Origin of the sequence: Candidatus Poriferisodalis sp. (genome assembly GCF_965208895.1) — a bacterium.
GTDB lineage: Bacteria > Actinomycetota > Acidimicrobiia > Acidimicrobiales > Poriferisodalaceae > Poriferisodalis.
In genome coordinates, this window is the sequence record NZ_OZ242363.1 from 2,107,016 (window position 1) to 2,130,371 (window position 23,356).

General features: G+C 66.2%; 15 protein-coding genes. 9 read left to right on the forward strand and 6 right to left on the reverse strand.

Features of this window, described 5'->3' with window-relative positions:
- Positions 1 to 99: 99 nt before the first annotated feature.
- Positions 100 to 1,137 carry a nucleotidyltransferase domain-containing protein gene (locus ACOGJB_RS09535; protein ID WP_419840571.1) on the reverse strand — a complete coding sequence of 346 codons (1,038 nt, stop codon included), beginning with the start codon at positions 1,135 to 1,137 and terminating at the stop codon, positions 100 to 102.
- 25 nt (positions 1,138 to 1,162) lie between these two features.
- Positions 1,163 to 2,218, reverse strand: a complete 1,056-nt coding sequence (locus ACOGJB_RS09540; RefSeq protein WP_419840572.1) for a nucleotidyltransferase domain-containing protein — start codon at positions 2,216 to 2,218, stop codon at positions 1,163 to 1,165.
- A gap of 411 nt (positions 2,219 to 2,629) precedes the next feature.
- Between ACOGJB_RS09540 and ACOGJB_RS09545 the strand changes: the two genes are divergently transcribed.
- From ACOGJB_RS09545 to ACOGJB_RS09570, 6 genes are all read left to right on the forward strand, one after another.
- Positions 2,630 to 3,517, forward strand: coding sequence for a hypothetical protein (locus tag ACOGJB_RS09545; protein ID WP_419840573.1), 888 nt, complete (start codon positions 2,630 to 2,632; stop codon positions 3,515 to 3,517).
- Positions 3,518 to 3,780: 263 nt separating this feature from the next.
- The gene (locus ACOGJB_RS09550; RefSeq protein ID WP_419840574.1) at positions 3,781 to 4,179 is read left to right on the forward strand and encodes a hypothetical protein; all 399 of its coding nucleotides are present in this window, start codon (positions 3,781 to 3,783) and stop codon (positions 4,177 to 4,179) included.
- Between the two features lie 24 nt (positions 4,180 to 4,203).
- Entirely contained in the window at positions 4,204 to 4,458 is a 255-nt protein-coding gene (locus ACOGJB_RS09555; RefSeq protein ID WP_419840575.1) for a hypothetical protein, read from the forward strand.
- A gap of 163 nt (positions 4,459 to 4,621) precedes the next feature.
- Entirely contained in the window at positions 4,622 to 9,250 is a 4,629-nt protein-coding gene (locus ACOGJB_RS09560) for a DEAD/DEAH box helicase family protein (protein ID WP_419840576.1), read from the forward strand.
- Positions 9,251 to 9,273: 23 nt separating this feature from the next.
- Positions 9,274 to 9,915, forward strand: coding sequence for a hypothetical protein (locus ACOGJB_RS09565; protein ID WP_419840577.1), 642 nt, complete (start codon positions 9,274 to 9,276; stop codon positions 9,913 to 9,915).
- Positions 9,916 to 10,115: 200 nt separating this feature from the next.
- On the forward strand, positions 10,116 to 11,471 hold the full coding sequence (locus ACOGJB_RS09570; RefSeq protein ID WP_419840578.1) for a Fic family protein: 1,356 nt from the start codon (positions 10,116 to 10,118) through the stop codon (positions 11,469 to 11,471).
- A gap of 176 nt (positions 11,472 to 11,647) precedes the next feature.
- Here the strand turns inward: ACOGJB_RS09570 and ACOGJB_RS09575 are convergent, their stop codons facing one another.
- Positions 11,648 to 12,475, reverse strand: coding sequence for a hypothetical protein (locus ACOGJB_RS09575; protein WP_419840579.1), 828 nt, complete (start codon positions 12,473 to 12,475; stop codon positions 11,648 to 11,650).
- 172 nt (positions 12,476 to 12,647) lie between these two features.
- The gene (locus tag ACOGJB_RS09580; RefSeq protein WP_419840580.1) at positions 12,648 to 15,149 is read right to left on the reverse strand and encodes an ATP-dependent Clp protease ATP-binding subunit; all 2,502 of its coding nucleotides are present in this window, start codon (positions 15,147 to 15,149) and stop codon (positions 12,648 to 12,650) included.
- 186 nt (positions 15,150 to 15,335) lie between these two features.
- Here ACOGJB_RS09580 and ACOGJB_RS09585 point away from each other — a divergent pair, with 186 nt between their 5' ends.
- From ACOGJB_RS09585 to ACOGJB_RS09595, 3 genes are all read left to right on the forward strand, one after another.
- Positions 15,336 to 16,376, forward strand: coding sequence for a polyprenyl synthetase family protein (locus ACOGJB_RS09585; RefSeq protein ID WP_419840581.1), 1,041 nt, complete (start codon positions 15,336 to 15,338; stop codon positions 16,374 to 16,376).
- 113 nt (positions 16,377 to 16,489) lie between these two features.
- Positions 16,490 to 17,269: a dihydropteroate synthase gene (gene folP / locus ACOGJB_RS09590; protein ID WP_419840582.1), complete on the forward strand. Its 780-nt coding sequence runs from the start codon at positions 16,490 to 16,492 to the stop codon at positions 17,267 to 17,269.
- Positions 17,270 to 17,575: 306 nt separating this feature from the next.
- Entirely contained in the window at positions 17,576 to 20,731 is a 3,156-nt protein-coding gene (locus ACOGJB_RS09595) for a hypothetical protein (RefSeq protein WP_419840583.1), read from the forward strand.
- Positions 20,732 to 20,854: 123 nt separating this feature from the next.
- Here the strand turns inward: ACOGJB_RS09595 and ACOGJB_RS09600 are convergent, their stop codons facing one another.
- Together ACOGJB_RS09600 and ACOGJB_RS09605 are read right to left on the reverse strand one after the other, a co-directional pair.
- Positions 20,855 to 22,189, reverse strand: coding sequence for a 3-hydroxyacyl-CoA dehydrogenase family protein (locus tag ACOGJB_RS09600; protein WP_419840584.1), 1,335 nt, complete (start codon positions 22,187 to 22,189; stop codon positions 20,855 to 20,857).
- A gap of 9 nt (positions 22,190 to 22,198) precedes the next feature.
- Positions 22,199 to 23,353 carry an acyl-CoA dehydrogenase family protein gene (locus ACOGJB_RS09605; RefSeq protein WP_419840585.1) on the reverse strand — a complete coding sequence of 385 codons (1,155 nt, stop codon included), beginning with the start codon at positions 23,351 to 23,353 and terminating at the stop codon, positions 22,199 to 22,201.
- Positions 23,354 to 23,356 lie beyond the last annotated feature (3 nt).

Consider the following 23,356-nt stretch of genomic DNA (forward strand, 5'->3'; position numbering starts at 1 on the left):
GCTCAGCCCGACGGATTACTGACGCGCGCGATGCAGTGCCGCGAATCTGCGCGTAGTGCGCTGCCCCGCGCAAACAGCTGACGAGGCCCCTTTGCGTTGTTAGTGACCTTGGCGCGACGGCGTTGCCGAAGCGTCATCGTGTCGCGGCTCGCCGGTGACTGGGTCGGCGGCGGCGAGCACGGCCTGGGCGCTGCGCAGACGCCGCTCGCAGACCGCGAACCGCTCGTCGGAACGGTCGAGGCCCTCACCCAACAGGCGCCCCAGCACAGCACCGACCGACGCAACGGCTGCCGCAGCGAGCAGCCCGGCGAGCCGCTGCGTGCTGCCCAGCGTGGCTTGAGGCAAAGCGGACGGGTAGGTGCCGCCGATCCGCCAGCACGACACATCGTCGTAGGCCTCCCGGCTCGGACGCAGCGTGTTGGCCTCCAGCGCACCGAGCGCGTCCTGCACCTCGCCAGGCAGCGGCGATGCCTGCCCCAGCAGCCGAGCGACGCTATGGGTCCGCTCAGAAGCGACGCCGCTCGCGGCGCACCACGCCTTGAGCGCATGCTCGATCGCCATCGACGCATTCGCGCACAGACTGCGCAAACGCTCCTGCCTGACCGACCCGTCGACCTCGGTCCGGCCGTCCACGATGAGGACCTCATCGTCGTCGAGCCGGCACGCACGGGTCATGTCTGCGAGCGCCTGCCGCACGTCGCTGAGCCGTTCGGCGGCCTCGTCAAGATTGCTCGCAGGCATCCCGATCTCCTTGCCCCAATCAACCGTCGCAGCGACCGGGCCGCGCCGAAACAGCGTCCGCCCCAACGGCTGCGCGGCGACGCTCGCCTCAAACGACGAACTCACCCCCACAGTGCGATGACGCCACTCAGGCCAATCGGTGACATGCACATCGACCGGCACACCAGCCGCCGCAGCGCAGCTCGCCTCAAGCCTCCACCGGCGCGGGTACCGCTCCGCGTAATCGATGTCATCGAACACAGCAACCAAATCGATATCGCTGCCCTCACGAGCCGTGCCCGCAGCCACCGACCCAAACAGCAACACCAACGAAACGCCCTCACCAGCCAGCACATCCGCAGCAGCCCGAGCACGCTCAACCGTCGGAACCACCAGCGCGTCATCGCGCACAGCCATCACCACAGGGTAATGCTCGTGCCGATCAGGGTCCCTGCTGCGCCTGCGCGGCCCGTTGCTGCGGTGTCGTCGAGGCGTCGTCGTGTCGCGGCTCGCCGGTGACTGGGTCGGCGGCGGCGAGCACGGCCTGGGCGCTGCGCAGACGCCGCTCGCAGACCGCGAACCGCTCGTCGGAACGGTCGAGGCCCTCACCCAACAGGCGCCCCAGCACAGCACCGACCGACGCAACGGCTGCCGCAGCGAGCAGCCCGGCGAGCCGCTGCGTGCTGCCCAGCGTGGCTTGAGGCAAAGCGGACGGGTAGGTGCCGCCGATCCGCCAGCACGACACATCGTCGTAGGCCTCCCGGCTCGGACGCAGCGTGTTGGCCTCCAGCGCACCGAGCGCGTCCTGCACCTCGCCAGGCAGCGGCGATGCCTGCCCCAGCAGCCGAGCGACGCTATGGGTCCGCTCAGAAGCGACGCCGCTCGCGGCGCACCACGCCTTGAGCGCATGCTCGATCGCCATCGACGCATTCGCGCACAGACTGCGCAAACGCTCTTCCCTGACCGACCCGTCGACCTCGGTCCGGCCGTCCACGATGCCAACCTCGCCAGTGCGCTGCCCGCAGGCCGCAGTCATGTCTGCGAGCGCCTGCCGCACGTCGCTGAGCCGTTCGGCGGCCTCGTCAAGATTGCTCGCAGGCATCCCGATCTCCTTGCCCCAATCAACCGTCGCAGCGACCGGGCCGCGCCGAAACAGCGTCCGCCCCAACGGCTGCGCGGCGACGCTCGCCTCAAACGACGAACTCACCCCCACAGTGCGATGACGCCACTCAGGCCAATCGGTGACATGCACATCGACCGGCACACCAGCCGCCGCAGCGCAGCTCGCCTCAAGCCTCCACCGGCGCGGGTACCGCTCCGCGTAATCGATGTCATCGAACACAGCAACCAAATCGATATCGCTGCCCTCACGAGCCGTGCCCGCAGCCACCGACCCAAACAGCAACACCAACGAAACGCCCTCACCAGCCAGCACATCCGCAGCAGCCCGAGCACGCTCAACCGTCGGAACCACCAGCGCGTCATCGCGCACAGCCATCACCACAGGGTAACTAGCCCCGCTTGGCGCAACGGCAAGCCGCATGGCCGCTCGCGGCACCCGCGGCGGCGACGGGTCATCGCGGACGCTGCTTCCCGGTGCCTTGCCCCTGGCTGAATGCCGCCGCGACACTCGCCTCGAAGGATGACGCAGCGCGAGGCGGCCGACGCAAGCGCTACCTGCCCCAGCGCCGAACCGAGTCCCCGCCCCGGCAGCCAATACAAGCGCCCAAGTCCGAGCCACCCGCCAAGTCTGCCCCGGTCACGGGCACCGCGAGACGGCGGCCGCAAGCGCAAGGAACGCTGAGAAGCACGACCACAGGGCACGCGTTCCACGACAATACCCACCGTCCAACTCGGCACCGAGTTCTAGCCTCTCGGGATCGCGTCGCCCATTTCCGCAGGAGCGCCGATGGCCTCGACAGTGCAATTCCCCATATACCGGCACTACACGACGACACGACAGCACGCCAACAACGCGATGGTGTCGTTCCTTGCCGGATCGGCTCTGGCCTCCCACACCTTGCAGTTGACGGCGGGGTCGAACCGGCTGCTGCCTGAGATCTTTCCAGCCGTTCCGCACATCGCTCGTTTCAACCTCCGCCCTGATGCCGCGGCCGACGTGCTGGGTGCGGCCGGGCCGCATCTTGCGACCGTCGCCATTCCGTACGCGTTAGCCATCCACGAAGATTTCGTCACGCAGTGCATTGAGTGGATCCTCGAGATGTCCGGCTTCCGGTTGCCGAAGGAGATGAACTCGATAGGCGACATCAGGACCTCCAACATGCACGAGGCTCTCTTGTCTATGACCGGCCACGCCCTCGATCAGCGTGCGTCGCTCGATCTCGAACTCTTCCATCTGTATCGGTTGATGCGGAATTGCCACATACACAATGGGGGAATCGTGACAAAGGCGCTGCAAGACCGAGCGAGAAGTCTGAGCACCGGGGCGCAGGACAGGTGGCGCAAGCTGACTCGGAGACAAGTTGACGAGTTCGCTCGTGGAAGTCGCGCGAAGTACAGCCTGCTCGATGTGTTCTCGGTCTTCGCTGTGACCAAGGGACTGGGGCGTGGTGTCAATGTGCTCTTGCAGGCTGGTCTCACGCAGTCACACTGGGCTGAAGCCTGCGTAGATGACTACAGGCAGGCGTCCTCCAGAACTCGCAACAGCGAAGCTTGGGGACGGGGACTCGTCGGCCACGCTCGGGATCGCTACGGCGCCGTCGGGCTGTCAAAGCCTCAGTTGTTTCTGGCGGCCTTCAACAAGGGTGCTTGGCTGGACGCCGCCAAGTACCCATAAGCAATGACTGCCGCCCCGGCACCGCACAGTTCGGATGCCGCGGAGCAGCAGGCGCGATAGAAAATGGGCGCTCTGCCAGTTGAGCTACACCCCGTCGAGGGGGCCAGGCCTCTAACCTGGATCTCCCATTTTTGCGAGCGACCCGGTCTTGCTCCGGGGCGGACTCTGCGTCGACCGCTCTAGGAACTCAACTCTATCGGAGCCCGAGCACGCGATTGCATGCACATCTGCCACATGCGACGCTCGGCGGAGTCCGCCGTCCTTTGATCGTCGAGATTGTCGTCACTCACGAGATCAAGGAGGCGACGCGGCTTCGTTACGAACATTCCGGTTTGCCTGTATTCGTATGCCGCCCGCGCTGGGACAGCATCACACAGCTCGCTCACACGATCATCGCAGACGACACCGTCAGCATCGCCCCGAGGCGCTGCCCGGGCTGCCAGCGAACGATCGTGCGCAAGGAACGAGAGTTGGACCATGCGCGCTCATGGGCACGCATGGCGCTGAAGGGGCTGAAGGGGCTGAAGGCATCCGCGACGGAACCTGCAACGACGCTTCTTCGGGCTCGGCGCCACGACAAATTCGGGTACGAGATGTACCCACGCGTCCGACGGGCAGTGCATCAGAACGTTCACCGACTGCAACGGCTCGGATTCGTGTAGACTTTACGGAAGCCTTGGCTGCTGATGTTCCGGCTGCCTGAACGCCACGGGGTCGTCTTCGCAACTTTCGGTTCCACCGAGGAAGTCCCGATCTGGACGGATAACTCAGCGTTGATCCACTGGAATCTTCACGGATGCTCAGACGCCGAAGAAGACGCGCTCGTACGGCAGGTGCTCCGCCGTTGCCGCGGCGGCGGCGCAGAGGTGCGTGTCAGCTTCTATGACCGAAGATTCGAGAAGCCCCCACCCTCCCTCACCTGGCAAACCCAAGCCCACTAGTTTCATGGCTTCATGCTTCGCTTGGCGTTCGCTGCCCCCGCCGAGCTCAGCCCGCACATACTCAGCGGCGGCGCAGGAAGCACGACACATCCCCCGGGCGCTTGGAGGTTTTCGTGAACGCTCCCATCCGCCCCGAGCCTGAACCGCGCTGGGGAGTTCTCCCATGACGGAGGACAGCGATCCCCCAGACATTCTCAGCGAGGCGCTTGCCTCTCTGACGTCTCATGCCCGTGAGCAGACGGACGGGGTGTGGCTTGAGCATCTGACCGCCGCTGTGGCGCCGCTGATCAGCGACTGGAATCTGGACGGCTGCTGGCGGTGGCAGGACTGGTCCGAACGAGAAGACGTGATGCCCGAAGGCACGCCTACCACAGATGTGGGCATTGACTTGGTGGCTCGACGTCGTGACGACGGCCGGTGGGTGGCGATACAGGCGAAAGCGAGGCAGCTTGATGACCGCGGAGAAGGGGCGCCGATCAACTCGCCGGAGATGAACAAGTTTCTCGGCGCAGCCGCGGACAAGACGATATGGGCGGAACGCTGGGTGACCGTGAACGGCGATGTGCGTCTGGCGGGGCATTCTCCCGGCAAAGTCGCCATGTCGGGCGCTCCTGTGAAAGTGGTGAACGTCGCCCACGCAGTCGAGATGCAGCGAGCGGCGTTGGCTGCTCGGAGCGATCCTGAGCCTTGCCCGCACTGCGACGGCGAAACGGCGAACGCCGCTGACCGATCCGGCGAAGCTGTGCCGTTGACGCAGACGCGTTCGTGCATGCAACGCGAAGCCGTCGAAACGGCTGTGGCCAGGCTGCGGGTGAACGAGCAAGCCGACGAACCCGGCATTCCGCGCGGCGAAGCCCGTGGACGCATCGTTCTTCCGTGCGGCACAGGGAAGACCAGGATTGCTTTGCGCATCGTCGAGCAGTTGACGTACAAGGGCGAGTTCTCGGTGGTGCTGTGCCCGTCGATTGCTCTGGTGGCGCAGATCCGTCGCGAGTTCCTCGAGAACGCTGAGGCTGCGCTGCGGGTGATGGCTGTGTGCTCCGATCAGGGCGTCGCAGCGGACGAGGAGAAAGTCGCCAACGACGACGACGCCACCCTTGACCGGGGCATGGAAACCGTCGACGTGATCAAAGGCTGCCCTGTCACGACCGATCCCGCCGAGATCGCGGCATGGATCAAGGGAAGACGCGGCGAGCGTTCAGCAGACACGGTGAGCGTGATTTTCGGCACCTATCAGTCCGCGGGCCGCATCGCCGACGGCGTCGCTCGAGCCGACGCCGCGGACGGCTTCAAGGTGCTGGTTTGCGACGAGGCGCATCGCACAGCCGGTGTGCGGCGACGCAAGCGCAGCACCGCAGCCGACGAGAGGCTGCGCGACTTCACGCTCTGCCATGACCGTGAAGCGTTCCCGGCGGCCTATCGCGTCTACCAGACGGCCACACCGCGAATCTACGGAGACTCCGGGGCGGACGAAACGGCGGGCACAGCCAAAAACGCCAAGTGGGTAGTGAGGCACATGGACGAACAGTCGGTGTTCGGCGTCGATCTGTATCGCCGCACATACATCGATGCCGTGCGCAACCGATGGCTATCCGACTATCGGATAATCGCTATGGGGATCGGAGACGAGGAAGCCCTCGCCGTGGCCAATCTGCTTGTGCTCGAAGCCGACCAGAAGGCAGCAGAGGAAGCCGAGACCGCGTCGTCCCGAAGCGACAGCGGGAAGCCCAAGCCGCGCGCCAAGCGAAGCGAGCGGCTGCCCACCACCGGCGACTACCTCAAAGGAATGGCGTTCGCTCTCGCTCTGGGCGGGGGAGCCACAGCCGGCGACGGGAGCTGTGTCCCGATCAGGTCATGCATCGGGTTCCTGAACACCATCGCCCGCAGCCGAGCAATGACCGATGTGCTGCAGTCCGAAGCCGTCAAGTCATGGATCGCCAAGCGCACGCCGGACGTTGACGCCGCCTACACGCTTGAGCATCTCGACGCGTCCTCCCCGGTCGCGAAACGGGACGAAGCGAAACGTCGCCTTGCCGCTGCGGGAGCCGAGAACCCGCACGGGATTCTCAATGTCGGTATCTTCGGTGAGGGAACCGACTCCCCGTCCCTGTCCGCTGTCGCGTTCCTCGAACCCCGCAAGTCGCCGATCGACGTGGTGCAAGCCGTCGGACGGGCGATGCGCCGCGCCCGAGACAAAGACATCGGCTACATCATCGTGCCGGTCGTCATACCCCCAGGGGTCGACGCTGAACGTCATCTCGCTGTCAGCGACAAGCACGAAGGCTGGCGCGAGCTCGGCGACATCCTGCAAGCCCTGCGCGCACACGACAAACGCATCGAGGACGCGCTTCCGCAGCTCCTGACGATCCAGGTGCCCGCCGACCAGCCGCGTCTGCTCGAATTGAAGACCGCTGTCGCGATCGGCAGACGCGGACAGGCCAAGCTCGAGTACGCGGTGGTGTCCGGCAGCCGCGACGACGCCGAAGACCTCGCACGCGCCGCCGTGAAACAGGAACGCCCGCTGCTGGAGTTCGACAACACCGAGGGGTTCGATCAGGCTCTGTGGACCGAACTCAAGGATCAGCCGACCTCGATGATCGTGCATGTCGAACGGCGCGACGGCAGCACCGAGACCCGTGAGGACACTGTGGTCCGCCACAAACCGAAACCGCGTCAAGAGATCGGCGACGTCAACGAGAGACAGACGAAGCGTCGCGCCAGCCAAGTCGCGAAAGGCGAACGCGGCAGACCTGTTCCTGACCCCGACGAGCGGGAACGGAGACGCAAGGAACGCGAGGCCCGCAAGAAAGCCGATTTCGAGGCGCATGTGCACGGGGTCTTGGTGGACCTGTCAGGACAAATGGGCGATGCAATCGCGATGAACCTGTTGGAGAAGTCCGGGCTCACAGGCAACAAGGTCCGACGCGACCTGAACCTGTTGAGAGGCGCCGTGCGCGAGGCAGCCGGATACCTGCACCAGGAATCAGGGATGGCAGCAGCGCTCGACGAGCATTTCGGGCTGAACCAGTTGTCAGCACCCAAGCCGGGGAAGCCGCGCGCCGACGGGGCGACTGTCGCGGCGCTGCTGTGGATGAACGCCGCGATGCTGCACCAGCGGGTTCACGCAGGCGGATGGCTCGGACGCAAAGGGATCAATGCCCTTGCTGAGATCAAAGCATCGCCCGAGCCGGACGAGATGCTCCGTGACTCATGGCACACCATCACCCGACAGGACTTCCTGCCGGTCATCGACCCGGCCATGGAGGTGCTGGCAGCAGCAAAGCGGACGGGGATGCTCGGCGGGCTGCGGCAAGCCCTTCGGCACATCGCGGGCGAAGCAGAGATGATCGCTGACACCTACGCCGACATGGGCACCGACCACGCAGGGGCGCTGTTCAACGAAGTCATGGGAGACCAGTCATCCGACGGAGCGTTCTTCACCCGTCCCGTCGCTGCGGACATTGCAGCGCGACTCGCTTTTGACGCCGTCGACGGCGGGAACGACCTGGACTGGTCAGACAGCGACGTATGGCGTGCCCACAAGACTGTCGATCTCGCATGCGGCTCAGGGACGCTGCTGGCCGCAGCAATGGCCGAGATGAAACGCAGAGCGAAACTTCACGGAGCCGACCGCGACAGACTGGCTGTACTGCAGAAAGTCGCCGTCGAAGAGGCAATGAAAGGGCTCGACATCAACCCCGTGTCCCTCCAGCTGGCAGCCACCCAGCTCATGTCCGGCAATGCCGACGTGAAATACCGCAAAATGGGACTGCACCTGATGCCCTATGGACCCCAGCCTGACGGCGTCTCAGCCGCCGGCACGCTCGAACTGCTGGCCCGGAACGAGATCATCGCCTCTGGTCGCCTGTTCGACGACGCAGCCGAATCCTCCCGCATCGAAACGGGCGCCGAACAGCCGCTCGAAGGCCCCGATATGGACGACGCCGCCACAGCCGCTACCGGTGCCCGCGTCGTCATCATGAACCCGCCGTTCTCCAATCGGACCAAAGCCGGCGAGAAGTTCGACAACGACGACCAACGGGCACTGCGCAGCCGAATGGACGCGCTCGAACAAATGCTGGTCAGCTCGGATCCCTCATTGGGCGGAGCGCTCGACAAGAACTCCATCCACCCCCTGTTCGCGACACTTGCCGAGCGTTGCTTGGATGAAGACACCCTTGGCGTGATCGCCATGATTTCCCCCACGATTCTCGCCACCAATGCCTCAGGGCTTGCTGAGCGACGCTGGCTGGCATCGCGTCTCCACCTCCACACGATTTTGACGAATTTCGCGACGCGTGACGGGAACCTGTCACAGAACACGGAGATCAACGAGAGCGTCTTCGTGTTCAGCCGAAACGACGGCCCGCATCCCCCGACACGCGTGATCGCGTTGGACCGGTTCCCAGCAGACGAACACGAAACCGAGACACTGCACTCGCATCTGCGGTCCATCGAAACCGGGACACTGCCCGACGGGTGGGGCGAAGTCTCGCACTGGCCCGCCGAGAGAGTCGCAACAGGTGACTGGACGGCCGCTGTGTGGCGCTCATCCGAGCTCGCAGATGCGGCCGCGGAATTCGCTTCCCACGACGACCTTGCATCGCTGCGCGGCGGGGCGGGGGGGGGGGGGGGGGGAGCGATCCATTCACAAGACCAACCCGACACTCAGCGCCCAATACACCCGAACGGAGAACACGGCAGACAGGGGCAAGTGATGGTCCACGCCACGCTGCAGCCGCTCTACGCCGACTACCGCAAGACGGGCCGCCGACCCGAAGCGAAGAACTAGCAGTACACGCGACAGGACAAGCAATGCGCGACGACTACCGAAAACAGGTCACGGGCACCGGCGAGCCGTTCCCCGTGCTTCAATCCAAAGGCGCGGACGGCCAGCACCGGATCGAAGCAGCACCGGATGCCTACTGGGAATGGAAGAAACCTGGCAGACCCCCGATTCTCGAGAAAGCAGGACACCTTCTGGTCTCAATGGGGCACGGCCTCTCAACGGCACGCCTCACTGCCGTAGCCTCCGATGAGCGCTACGTCGGCCAAGGATGGATGCCCGTCACAGGAATCGCCCCAACCCCATCGAAAGCCGCCGCCGTGTTCCTGAACTCAACCCCAGGTCGGCTGCTGATCCTGCGATGCCCAGGCAAGAAACTCCGATTCCCGTTCTACAACCCCGCCGTCTGGCGTGACCTCCCCATCCCCGACCTAACCGACGACCACATCCGCGACACGCTGGCTGCCTGCTGGGAGGCGACCCGCGGCATCGAAGTGCCGCAGTTCCGTGACGGCTACTGCGACGTGCGCCGCCAATGGGACGAAGCCGTCGCCGAGGCGCTCGGCTGGGACGCCGCCCGCCTTGCCGAGCTCGGCCGCATACTCGCCGAAGAACCGTATGTGCGGGGCCTCGCATACGGGGAGTACGCCGACGCGGCCGACGAAGCCTGACCCCGCCGAACCGCTCAAGCGAACAGCGCCTGCGCGTGGACATCATGCGGCTCAAACAAGGATGACGGCCCGCTCCCTGCCCGCATCTTCACTGTTTGGTAGAGACTGTGGGGGTCGCAATAGCACATGCGACCATTTAGCGGTGCTTTCGCGTCGGCGGAAACGGCTGAACAGCACATATGACCCGATAATGTGGACATGTGGGCAGATACGTCGATGCCGAGGGGTGGATGGCGAGCGCGACCGGCTTCGGGCGCAGGACGTATCGCGCCTTTGTGCCGCACCCGCTCGCCGGGTGGGAACCTAGCCTCAGCGGTCATGCCCTGAACGCGCTCACGGCCGCCGACAGAGCGCTGGCTGCGGCCGCTGCTCTGCCTCAGACGAGCTTGGGCGGCACGCTGGCGGAATGGATGCTGACACGCGACGAGAGCATCCGTTCGAGCGTGATAGAGGGTGTCGCGTCCACTGAGCCGGGGCTCGAATGGGCGCGCTATCTGGACCAGGCCGGACGGCCCGTGTCCGATGAGAACGATGCGCTCACGCTCGGCGCGACGAAACAGATCGCAGCCGCAGTCGATCTGGGGCAGAAGATGCGGGCCGGCCGCACCGCCACGATCGAAGAGATCCTCGACATCCACCGGCGCCTCTTCGCCGGGACGCGTGACCACGACATCGGTGGGGGGTGGCGAGACCAACCGATATGGATCGGGCCTGCCGGCTGCCTTGTGGAAGATGCCTCGTTCGTGCCGCCGCCCGCTGAGCATGTCTCCGGGCTCATGAGCGATCTTGTCGGTTACCTCAACACCAGCAGTCATCCACCGGTGCTGCGCGCCGCGATCGTTCATGCCCAGTTTGAGACGATCCATCCATTCGAGGACGGCAACGGCCGAACAGGCCGAGCCATCATCCATGCCGTCTTGGTCTCCGCTGGACTGACCAACGCAGCGATCCCGATTAGCACTGCCCTCAGCAGTGACCGCTCCCGCTACTACGGCGCGCTCGACGCGACCCGGGTCATGTGCGCACCCGATGACGCAACGGCCCGCAGCGCCGCCACGCACGAGTGGCTGAGCGTGTTCAGCGACGCCTGCGAACAGGCCGGCCGGCAGGCAGAAGCAGTCACACGGAACGTCGAGAGCATGGTCGCCAGATGGCAGCACGCTGCGAGTTTTCGCAGCGGCAGCGCAGCGGCGAAACTCCTCGACGCGCTCCCCTCGATGCCGGTGCTCGATGCCCCCATGGCGGCACAAAGACTCGGCGTCACCGAAAGAGCTGCCCGCGGAGCGCTCACGTCCCTGGAAGCGGTCGGCATTGTCAGGCGCACGGGCGGCCAGCGCAACAAGAGATACACAGTCCCTGACGTCGTCGGCATGCTGCGACAGATGACCCCCGACGGCGGGCTGCCCCAGCACCGAATCGAACCAACCCGCACGTCCGACCCGCCAGTGCCTGCGCCGCATGCACACGCTGCATGCGGACACCTCGGGCCGCGATCGGGCCAACGCTGTGCACTGCCCGCAGGCCACGCAGGCCAGCATCGCTACCCGTCTAGCTAGCACTCCGATGCCGATCGAAGACACCACGAGACGAGGGCTGGGGAGGGGTAGGGCTGCCCGCGCGCAGTTATGAAGCGCCCCTCGCACACCGAACGTGCGCACGAAGCGCTTCATCTGTTTGAAGCACGGGTGCGCCTGCCCCTCCCCAGCCCGGGGAGCACAAGCCGAAAAAGCAGCTACCGGAAAGTGAGCCCGCGCCGCCTCCGCCGACCACGCAGCGCAATAACCGTTACCAACAGCACAACAGCAGCCAAGACAACCCACCAGATCACCGCGATGCGCGCCCCCCGCGATGCCCGCTCAGCCAACCGGTCAGCCTCAGCATCAGCAGCAACAACCTCAGCATCCAGCAGCTCACCAGAGACACGCAGCTCCCGAACGCCACCCTCGTTCAGCCGCAGCACCCCCTCAGCAGGCAAGTTCCCAGCGCCCTGAGGCACGGTCGCCCGCACCACCAGCGTCACCAGCTCGTCGAGCGGAGCCCCGGCCCGCTGTTCGATCTCACCGATGGGCAGCCCGAACAGCTCGCCTTCCAGCGCATCAGCAGTAGCCGGGTTCACGAGCCCCGAGACCGGCCGATCCAAGCCGACGGACACCGCCAGGTCGTACAGCACCCGCGCTCCGTCACGCGAACCCACGAAGGTCGCTGAGCGGAACAGCCCGGCGGAGCCGTCCGCAGGCCGGTCGATCTCGGCCAGCACCGCTGCCAGTTCCCCTGGAGTCGAGAAGCGCTTGGATGCCGTCACGCTGAGCCGCTCGCCTGCGGGAGTCGGCTCGACGAATTGGCGGACATCCCAACCCACGAGGCCATCGGTCACGATGAGCTCGCCCAGGTCGGGCGCCCACCGCATCACCTCTTCGTCGAAGGTGATCTCGACGGTGACCCTGCCGGCTCCGTCATGAGAGATGTCGATGTCGACGACCAGGTCAACCCGGCAGCCCGCCGCCAGCAACAGCACGGCCATGCCAGCGAGCGCGGCTCCAAGCGCCCGCCGACGCGGCATCCGGTTCAGCGTGTTGGGCCCTGGCGCACCACGAGGAGGTGTTCGCCGGTCCACGCCTAGAGGCTGAGCCTGCAGGGCGAAGCCGTGGCCCGAGCGGCCCGTGAGCGACAGCGAACAAGAGCGGGAAATGACTGGTGCGACAACGGGATGGTTCACCAGTCCGCGCTGTCTCCTACTCGGCGGCTGCGGCCTCTTCGAGCTCAATCGGCCCGGGGTCGAAGCCCTCGATGGCGCGGAACACGATCTCGTCGTCCTCGACATCCACCACGATGATCTCGCCGGCGTGGAACTCCTTGTAGAGGATCCGCTCGCTGAGCGCGTCCTCGACGTTGTGCTGAATGGCGCGTCGCAGCGGCCGGGCACCCAGCTGCGGGTCATAGCCGGTGCGGGCCAGCCATTCCTTGGCAGCATCGGTCAGCTCAAGGCCGAGGCCCTGGGCCCGCAGCTGATCGCTGGTTCGCTTGATCATCAGATCCACGATCTCGGTCACCTCGTCGACGCTCAGCTCGTGGAACACGATCGTGTCGTCGATGCGGTTCAGGAACTCGGGTCGGAACTGCGCCTTCAGCGCATCGTTGACCTTTTCCTTCATCCGCTCGTAGCTGGCGCCCTCGTCGGCGGTGGCGAAGCCCACCCGCGCCTTGCGCAGGTCGGCGGTGCCCAAGTTGGAGGTCATGATGAGCACGGAGTTGCGGAAGTCGACCGAGCGGCCTTGCGCGTCGGTCAGCCGGCCCTCCTCGAGGATCTGCAGCAGCGTGTTGAAGACGTCGGGATGGGCTTTCTCGATCTCGTCGAACAGCACGACTGAGAACGGCTTGCGGCGCACCGCCTCGGTGAGCTGGCCGCCCTCGTCGTAGCCGACGTACCCCGGTGGCGCTCCGACGAGGCGGCTCACCGTGAACTTGTCCATGTACTCGGACATGTCGAGGCTGATCAGCGAATTCTCGTCGCCGAAGAGGAATTCCGCCAGTGTCTTGGCCAGCTCGGTCTTGCCGACGCCCGAGGGGCCCAGGAAGATGAACGAGCCGCCCGGTCGCTTGGGGTCCTTCAGGCCTGCACGGGTGCGCCGGATGGCTTGGCTGACGGCCTTGATGGCGTCGTCTTGGCCGATGACCCGCTTGTGCAGCGCCTCTTCCATCCTCAGGAGCTTCTGGGTCTCTTCCTCGGTCAGCTTGTAGACGGGAATGCCGGTCCAGATGGACAGCACCTCGGCGATGGCCTCTTCGTCGACCTCGTCGAACAGGTCGTGCCCTTCGGCCCGAGCCTGGGCCATCACTTCAGTTCGCTGTTCGAGCAGATCTTTCTCTTCGTCACGCAGTGCGCCGGCCGTCTCGAAGTCTTGCGACTCGACCGCCTGCTTCTTGCGCTCGGTGACATCGGCCAGCTTCTTCTCGATCTCCTTGAAATCGGGCGGCGTCGACATGCGCTTGATGCGCAGGCGCGACCCGGCCTCGTCGATGAGGTCGATGGCCTTGTCCGGCAGGTGCCGGTCGGCGATGTAGCGGTCCGCGAGATTCGCCGCTGCCACGAGGGCCTGATCGGTGATGGTGACCCGGTGGTGCTGCTCGTAACGGTCGCGCAGCCCCTTGACGATTTCGATGGTGTGGCTGAGCGTGGGCTCATCGACGGTGATCGGCTGGAAGCGGCGTTCGAGGGCCGCGTCTTTCTCGAGGTACTTGCGGTACTCCTCGAGCGTTGTCGCGCCGATCGTCTGCAGCTCGCCACGGGCCAGCATCGGCTTCAGAATCGATGCGGCGTCGATCGCGCCCTCGGCGGCGCCGGCGCCGACCAGGGTATGCAGCTCGTCGATGAACAAGATGATGTCGCCGCGGGTGCGGATCTCCTTGAGGACCTTCTTGAGGCGCTCCTCGAAGTCGCCCCGGTAGCGCGAGCCGGCCACCAGCGCTCCGAGATCGAGCGTGTAGAGCTGTTTGTCGCGCAGCAGCTCGGGGACGTCGTCGCTGACGATCTTCTGGGCGAGACCCTCCACGATGGCTGTCTTGCCCACGCCGGGCTCGCCGACGAGCACCGGGTTGTTCTTGGTGCGGCGAGACAGCACCTGCATGACGCGCTCGGTCTCACGCAGCCGGCCGATGACCGGGTCGAGCTTCTTGGCCCGGGCATCGGAGGTCAGGTTTCGTCCGAACTGGTCGAGCACCAGTGAGCCGCTCTGGCCGCCCTGCTCGGTGCCTTTCCCGGACGAGGCTCCGACGGTCTCGCGTCCGCCGCCCGAGCCGCTGTAGCCCGACAGCTGCTGGATGACCTCTTGGCGGACCTTCGACAGGTCGGCACCGAGCTTGACCAGCACCTGCGCGGCCACGCCCTCGCCTTCACGGATCAAGCCGAGCAGCACGTGCTCGGTGCCGATGTAGTTGTGACCGAGCTGCAGCGCCTCACGCAGCGACAGCTCAAGCACCTTCTTGGCGCGTGGCGTGAACGGGATGTGGCCGCTCGGCGATGAGCTGCCCTGCCCGATGATCTCCTCGACCTGGTTGCGCACGGCCTCCAGCGAGATGCCCAGCGACTCGAGCGCTTGGGCAGCGACGCCCTCGCCCTCATGAATCAGCCCCAGCAAGATGTGCTCGGTGCCGATGTAGTTGTGATTCAGCAGGCGCGCTTCTTCTTGCGCCAACACCACCACCCGGCGAGCCCGATCGGTGAAGCGTTCGAACACTGGGCCTCCTGCTCTGAGCCTTGCACACGGCGTTGCACACGGTGCTTCGGGTCTGCTGAGCGCAGTGTAACGATGCCCTGCCGGATCGCTCTCTCAGCGATCGGCCTCGTTCACGCCCGCCAGCGCGACGGGATTCGGGGGCGGCTCCGGTGTGGGGACACGACCGTTGTCGTTTACGGTTGCGCCGTGGCGCCTCTTTCGCCGTTGCAGGCCCGACCCAGCTCGGACAAAGACTTGGCTCGTGTCGAGTCGGCGCTGCGTGCCGCAGCGGTCACCGGCGACGACTTCCTCACCGAGGTGACCTCGCACCTGATCCCTGCGGGCGGCAAGCGCCTGCGGCCTGCGTTCGTCATCGCGTCGGCGCTGGCGCTCGACCCTGGCGGCGCTGCGCCTGATGCGGTCACCGACGACATGATCTGCGGCGGCGTGGCTGTGGAGCTGGTGCATCTGGGCTCGCTGTATCACGACGACGTCATGGACGACGCGGAGACCCGCCGCGGCATCGAGGCGGTGAATCACCGGTGGGGCAACCTGAAGGCGATCCTCGCGGGCGACTTCCTGCTGGCGAAGGCTTCCGAGCTGGCGGCGTCGCTGGGAACCGAGGTGGCCGCCCTGCTGGCCGCCACGATCGGACGTCTGTGCGAGGGCCAAGTGCGCGAGCTGCAGCTGATCTACGACCTCACCCGCACCGAGGATCAGTATTTGCTGGCCATCGGGGGCAAGACTGCCGAGCTGTACGCCACGTCGTGCCGCATCGGCGGGCTGGTGGCCGGCGCCGACGGCGAGACCCTTGACCGCTTGAACAGTTTCGGGCTCGCGTATGGCATGGCATTCCAGATCGTCGACGACGTGCTCGACTTCGTCGCCTCCGACGAGGAGCTCGGCAAGCCCTCGGGCAACGATCTGCGGGAAGGCGTGTACACGCTGCCGGTGATCCGGATGCTGGCCGACGGGCAGTCCGCCCATGACGGCCTCGGCGGGCTGCTGGGCGAGCCCCTGGACGATGATCGGCGGGATCGAGCCCGGGCGATCGTGGTGGACGGCCCCGAAATCGCCAGCTCGGTGACGACGGCACAGCACTACGTGACCCAGGCCTTGGACGCCCTGGCGCCGTTCGATGCAACGCCGGGCATGGTCGGCCTGCGGGCCGCAGCGTCAAATCTGCTCAGCGCCCTGCCGCCCGAAGCGGCCGGCGCAGCCGCAGCCGGCGCGACCGGCGCAGTCTGAAGGCGGCCGATCCGAACATGCAGCCGGGCTGGCCGATCAGGCGCCGCTACCGGCATGGATCATGGGACCCAGGCCGCGGACCGTGCTGGCAGTGGGGCTCGCGCACCTTCGTCATGGGCATTATCAATGCCACGAACGACTCGTTCTCCGGCGACGGCGTGGCCGATCGGCTCGACGAAGCCCTAGCGCTGACACATGAGTTGGTGGCCGGCGAGGTCGACATCATCGACATCGGCGGCGCCTCCAGCCGTCCAGGTGCAGAACCCACACCCATCGAAGTAGAGCGGCGTCGGACGGTGAGGGTCATCGAGGCCGTGCGAGCCGAGCTGGATCGCATCGGCGCCGAAGTGCCGATCTCGGTGGACACGACCTGGGCAGGGGTGGCTGAGCCGGCCTTCGACGCCGGTGCCACGGTGGTGAACGACATTACCGGCTTCCGCCTCGACCCCCAGATGGCGCCGCTGGTGGCCGAACGCGGGGCCGCCGCTGTGCTCATGCACAACCAGCGGGGCCGGCCCCACACCGACCTGATCGTCGATGTGACCGACGGACTGCACACCAGCCTGCTGATCTGCGCCGAAGCAGGCGTAGGCACCGATCGCATCGTGGTCGACCCGGGCTTCGGCTTCGGTTTCGGCGTCTCGCAGAACCTCGAGATGATGCGACGGCTGCCCGAGCTGTGGACGCTGGAGCTCCCCATGCTGATCGGCACGTCGCGCAAATCCACCATCGGTGCGATCACCAACGCCGAGATCGACGACCGCCTCTTCGGCACCGCCGCCACCATCACCGCCGCCATTTACGCAGGCATAGACATAGTGCGAGTCCACGACACCCCCCAGATGACCCAGGCGATACGGATGACCGACGCGATCGTCCGCCGTACCTGCTGAGCGCGAATCGAGCATCTCACGCCGTGCCACTCGACTGCCCTGCCCGCCGCGCACGCGGGTGAAGCCGTCCTCCTAACGGGTCGTTCTCCGCATTCGCGGATTGACGCCCGATGAGGGCTCACAGGCTGAGCTAGCGCCTGAGTCATCGCGGAACACCAGGCCAAGGCGCAGGTTGCTGTCGTCTTCTCGCCATGCGGTGGCGTCGGCGTCCGTCTCTGGACACCTGTGCATGGTGGCATTAGGTTCCGGGATTGGGAGGGGATCGTGGCGCGGTTGCCTCAAGTGGACATCATAAGGACGGTGGTCATGATGGCTGGGGAGATCGATCGGGGACGACGCAGTTGCGGAGCGGGGGGATCGCGGCTGCGCTGCGATGCAACGCAACAACGCCGGTGGCGCGCCGTGCGGGCCAAGGGTTGGGCGGCTGCCTGTGTAGCGACGGTGTTGGCAGCCGGGCTGGTGGTGCCGGTGTCGGCGGGTCCGGCGGCGGCACAGACCCTGCCGCCTGCGTCGGTGGATTACGACGTCGACGATGACGGTTTGATCGAAGTTTCGAGCTTGGCGCAGTTGAACGCGATCCGGTGGGACCTCAACGGCGACGGCTCAGCCGACGTGTATCCGCCAGGCAGGTGGGGCCACACCGGCCATGACCCTGACGGCGCCGCCAAGCTCGCGGCGGCGTTCCCCGGTGCGGTGTCGGCGATGGGCTGCCCGTCGTCTGGTTGCGTCGGTTACGAGCTGGCCGCGGATCTGGATTTCGACACCAATGAGAACGGGCAGGCCGACGCGGGCGATGAATTCTGGAACGGCGGCAGGGGCTGGTATCCGTTGATGGGCGGCGAGGCGGTCCGTGACTGGGACGCCTTGCACCTGTTCGAGGACTCCATAGGGAACAGTTATGCAGGGGACAGGGCCCATGCGTTTTCCCGCATGTTCACCGCGACCTTCGAGGGCAACGGCCGAACGATCGCGAATCTGTACATCAACGACCGTGCTCGGTGGTACGTGGGGCTGTTCGGCTACATCGGCCCAGGCGGGCATGTGCGCAACGTGGGGCTGAGCGCCCCCAACCCCGACAGCATCGTGCGAGGCCATGATGAAGTGGGCGCGCTGGCAGGCTCAGTGGAGCGTGCCCGCGTCAGCGGCGTCTGGTCTGACGTCGACGTGACCGGAATACGCAGCGTCGGGGGGCTGGTCGGGTCGAACTGGCGCTATGGCTTCGTCATCGAGAGCTACGCCACGGGCAATGTGCATGGTGAGTCACACGTCGGAGGCCTGGCCGGGACACTGAACTGGTCGGGGATTGCTGCAAGCTATGCCGTCGGCGACGTGAGTGCCAGCAAGGGTTCTGCGGGGGGCTTGGCGGGCCAGTGGTCAGACGGGCGAATCAGGGCGACCTACGCCACCGGGTCGGTGACGCTGGAAGGCGCCTTGCGCTTGAACAGGTCCAACGGCCAGGTGCTGTCACGCGGCGGCGGCTTGGTCGGAGTGGCCCTCTTCTGCGGCGGCTTGGGCGATTGGCCGCGACTGCGCTCGAGTTACTCCGTGGGGCAAGTGTCGCGGCCACAAGGCTGGAGAAATGAAGGTCTGACCGGTGGGTGCACCGTGCCCGTTCGTCGGGCTGACAAAGGGCGGGCTGCCAACTCCAGCTATTGGGACACAGACACCTCCGGCCCGACCGACAGTCCTGCTGCGTTGGGCGCGGGCTACACAACGGCGCAGCTGCAGGCCCCGACGAGCTATGCGGGCATCTACGCCGACTGGAACGTCGACGTGAGCGTGGGCGCCTATGACGGGCGATTCAATGGCCCGGGCGATGATCCGTGGGACTTCGGGACGTCGTCGCAGTACCCGGTGCTGAAGTACTGCGCAGACAAGCCCGGCATTGACACTGCCGACGGTCTGGCGTACTGCCCGCTCGACCCTGACACGCAGCGTTCGTCGGGAACGATCCCGATCGAGGTTGTCCCCGACAACGACGACGCAGACGCCGAGGACGACGCCGACGACGTTCCGGCCCAGGACGACGCTGTGCCCGTGGTGGTCCCCGAGATCTCCGTCGCGGCGGGCGGTGATGTGACTGAGGGCTCAGGTGCAGTGTTCACGATCTCTGCGTCACCGCCGCCGACCGCAGGACTCGACGTGGCTGTGACGGTGTCGTCCCAGGGCGACTGGGGCGGCGCGGCCGGCCCGCAGACAGTGACGCTCGCCGCGGGCTCCGCGACAGCGACGCTGACGGTCCCCACCTCCGATGACAGCACCGACGAAGCCGCCGGCAGCGTGTCGGTGTCGTTGGACGCGCCCTCGGCGGACGCGGGCTACACGATCTCCGCCGCCCAGGGCACAGCGTCGGTGGCGGTGGCCGACGACGATGTGGACCCGTTGACGGTGTACATGATCTTCTTCTCGACGTCGGTCGCGGAGAACGGCACGGGATATCACAACCAGGCAGGTCTCAGCATCGGTGTATCGCGGACGCTGCGATCCTGGGAGACGCTCACGGTGCCGTTGAGCGTGACTGGCGGCGACGAGGGCGTCCAGTGGACGATGCGGGACCTCAATGATCCCGACGCGGTGTTCGCGAACGACTTCGAGGTCACGTTCGGCCCCGGCGACCAGCGCGTCGATCTGGCATTGACGGCTGTCGCTGACAGCGACTGGGCCGACCACGAGATCACCGTGTCGTATGGGACCGCCAGCCGCGCGCCGACACTGAACGGCAGCACCGACGGCGTCACCTTGGGCATCTCATGGGGCACCGACGGCACGCAGCGCGCTGACGGGTCCACCACCGTGGTGATCATCGACAGCGACGACCCGCCGCCGCAAGTAGACATCACTGCGGCCGCGGGCGGCACCGAAGGCACTGCTGCGGTGTTCACGGTCACTGCGTCGAAGCCTGCCGCGGCAGATCTCGACGTCAAGGTGACGGTCAGCGCGTCAGGCGACTGGGGCGCCGCCGCCGGCACACAGACGGTGACGATCGCCCAAGGCGCCACACAGGCGACCCTCACCGTCGCGACCGTCGACGACGGCGTCGACGAGCCTGACGGGTCCATCACCGCAACGCTCGCAGCGGGCAGCGGTTATGAGATCGGCCCGCAGCCGACACAGACCTCGCAGATTCTCGACGACGACGAACCGCCGCCGGTACGCGCCGTCGAGGCCTGCGCAGGCGCCCCGACCGTCGACGTCGCCGACGCCACCGCACAGCGAGGCGACGACCTCGAATTCGTCATCAGCCTGAGCTGCCGCTCGACTCGCGCTGTGACCATCTACTACATGGTCAGCCACGGTCCTAACATCGCTACCTCTGACATCGTCACCATCAACAGCGGCGACACCCACCTGACGGCGAGGGTGCCCACCGCCGGCGTCGACACATCGGTCAAGTTCCACATCGTGTACACCTTCGGCGCCGCCAACTACGAAGCCCAGGCCTCAGGCACCATCACCGATTGACGCACCCAATCCTGCACACGGGATCTGCAAAGAGCTGGACGCAAGTGAGCCTGAGCACGAGACGAGAAGCGGCGACGCCAATGTACGGTGCCCCGGCGGTCCGCGGACCTGAGCGTCGGCGCCTCAGGTCTCGACCGCGGCGGTGTCGACTGGCGCGACTGTGCCATTGGGCATCAACTGCATGCGGTTGCCGTCTGCGTCCTGGCCGTAGAACGTCGGCCGGCCGGAGGCCTCCAGTGCTGCGAGCATGGCCGGCAGCGGGGCGTCGACGCTTCTCAGGAACTCGATGACGCGAGCGGGTCCGAGGTGGTCGAGCATCTCGAACGGACCGTGCACCCAGTTGAAGCCCCAGCGGATCGCATTGTCGACGTTCGCGATGTCATCGGCGATCTCGGGCACGAGATCTGCCGCATAGGCCAAGGTGCCGCCAAAGATGTGCCGCGCCAGCTCGCCGTGCGGCCCCTCGGCGAACAGGACCTCGCCGAGCTCGGCGGGAACGCCTTCGAGATCGGGCTGCGCGGCGGGTCGCCACTCCTCGGCGAGCAAGTCGAACGTCTCGGCCTTGCGGGACCCGTCGTCAAGCCTGATCCGCCGGCTGAAGCCGCCGCCGGTCTTGCGCCCAAGCTGGCCGCGGTCCGCCATCGCCTGCTCCGCGACAGGAAACTCAGCGAAGTCGAGCCCCCGGTCGCCCGCCGGCAGGTTCTGGGCCAGGTTGGCGCCCACCAGCTCCATCACGTCGAGACCGATCAGGTCGATGAGCCCGTACAGACCCGTCGGGGGAAGGCCGACCGGGGCGCCGAGCACGGCGTCGATGGTCTCCTGTGTCATGCCGTCGGCCAGGAACGGCTTGGCCATGTGCAGGCCGGACAGCATGAAGAAGCAGCCGATGCGGTTGCCGATGAAGTTGACGGTGTCTTTGGCGTGCACGACGCCCTTGCCGAGCCGCTCGGCGCCGAAGCGGGCGAATGCGTCGATCACCTCAGGCTCGGTGTCTTCGCCGGGCACCAGCTCGAACAGCTTCATCACCTGCACCGGGTTGAAGAAGTGGGTGATCGCGACGTCTCGCCGGAATCGCTCGCTCATGCCTTCGCTGATCTGCCGCAGGGGAATGCCCGACGTGTTCGACGAGATGACCGATCCATCGCTGCGGGCGGCCTCGAGCCGTTCGAAGAGCTCCCGCTTGGTGGCGAGGTCCTCTACGACGGCCTCGCACACCCAGTCGTAGCCGGCGATGTCGTCGAGGCGGTCGGCGACCGTGCCGATGCTGACGACTCCCTGGAAATCCGCTTCGACACCGTCGAGCGCCCGCTGGGCGGCGGCTTCGTCGACGTCGAGCAGCAGTACCCGGCAGCCAGCCTTCGCCGAGACCGCGGCAATGCCGGCACCCATAGTGCCCGCGCCGATGATCGCTACTGAGTTGATGCGCCTCGCAGGCTCGGCCGTATCAATTTCGCTCATGGGTGCTTCCTACCGGGTGCCGGTGACTTCGCGGCCGATGATCTCTTTCATGATCTCGGTGGTGCCGCCGTAGATGGTCTGCACCCGGGCGTCGGCATACGCCTTTGAGATCGGATACTCGGTCATGAAGCCGTAGCCACCGAACAGCTGCAGGCAGCGGGTGATGACCCGCAGCTGCATCTCGGTCACCCACCACTTGGCCTCTGCGGCGTCGGTGGCGGTGAGCTCGCCCGCGTTGAGCGCCTCGATCTGGCGGTCCACGAACACCCAGGCGATGTCGAGCTCAGTCTTCATCTCGGCCAGCTCGAAGCGGGTGTTCTGGAACGAGGCGATGGTCTGGCCGAAGGCAGTGCGCTCGCCCACATATTCGACCGTCCAGTCGAACGCAGCCTGTGCGTGGGCCACGCCGCCCACCGCGATCGACAGCCGCTCCTGGGGCAGGTTCCGCACCAGGTGCATGAAGCCGTTGCCCTCGCCGCCGAGCACGTTCTCTTCGGGCACGAACACGTCGTCGAAGAACAGCTCGGCGGTGTCCTGTGACTTCAGCCCCAGCTTGTCGAGGTTGCGGCCCCGCTCGAAGCCCTCCATGCCCTCTTCGAGCACGATCAGCGACATGCCCCGGTGCTTCTCGGTGGGATCGGTCTTTGCCGCCACGATGACGATGTCGGAGTTGATGCCATTGGTGATGAACGTCTTGGAGCCGTTCACGATGTATCCGTCGCCCTGGCGGATGGCGGTCGTGCTCATCGATGCGAGGTCCGAGCCGATGCCGGGCTCGGTCATGGCGATGGCGCTCATCAGCTCGCCGCTGCACATGCCAGGCATCCAGCGCTCGGCCTGTTCGTCGTTGCACAGCTTGGTGAAGTACGGCAGGCAGATGTCGTTGTGCAGCGTGATGCACTGGCCCGAACTCGCAGCGCCCGAGGCCATGATCTCCTCGCTCACGATGGCGTTGTAGCGAAAGTCGGTGACGCCGCCGCCGCCGTAGCGCTCGTCCACGTCGGTGGCCAGCAGGCCCACGTCTCCCGCCTTGCGGAACATGGCCTTGTCGACCTTGCCGTCGGCTTCCCACTTCTCGTGGTTGGGGACGATCTCGCGCTCGACAAAGGCCTTGGCCGTCTCGCGGAACATCTCGTGCTCGTCTTCAAAGATGGTGCGCCGCATACG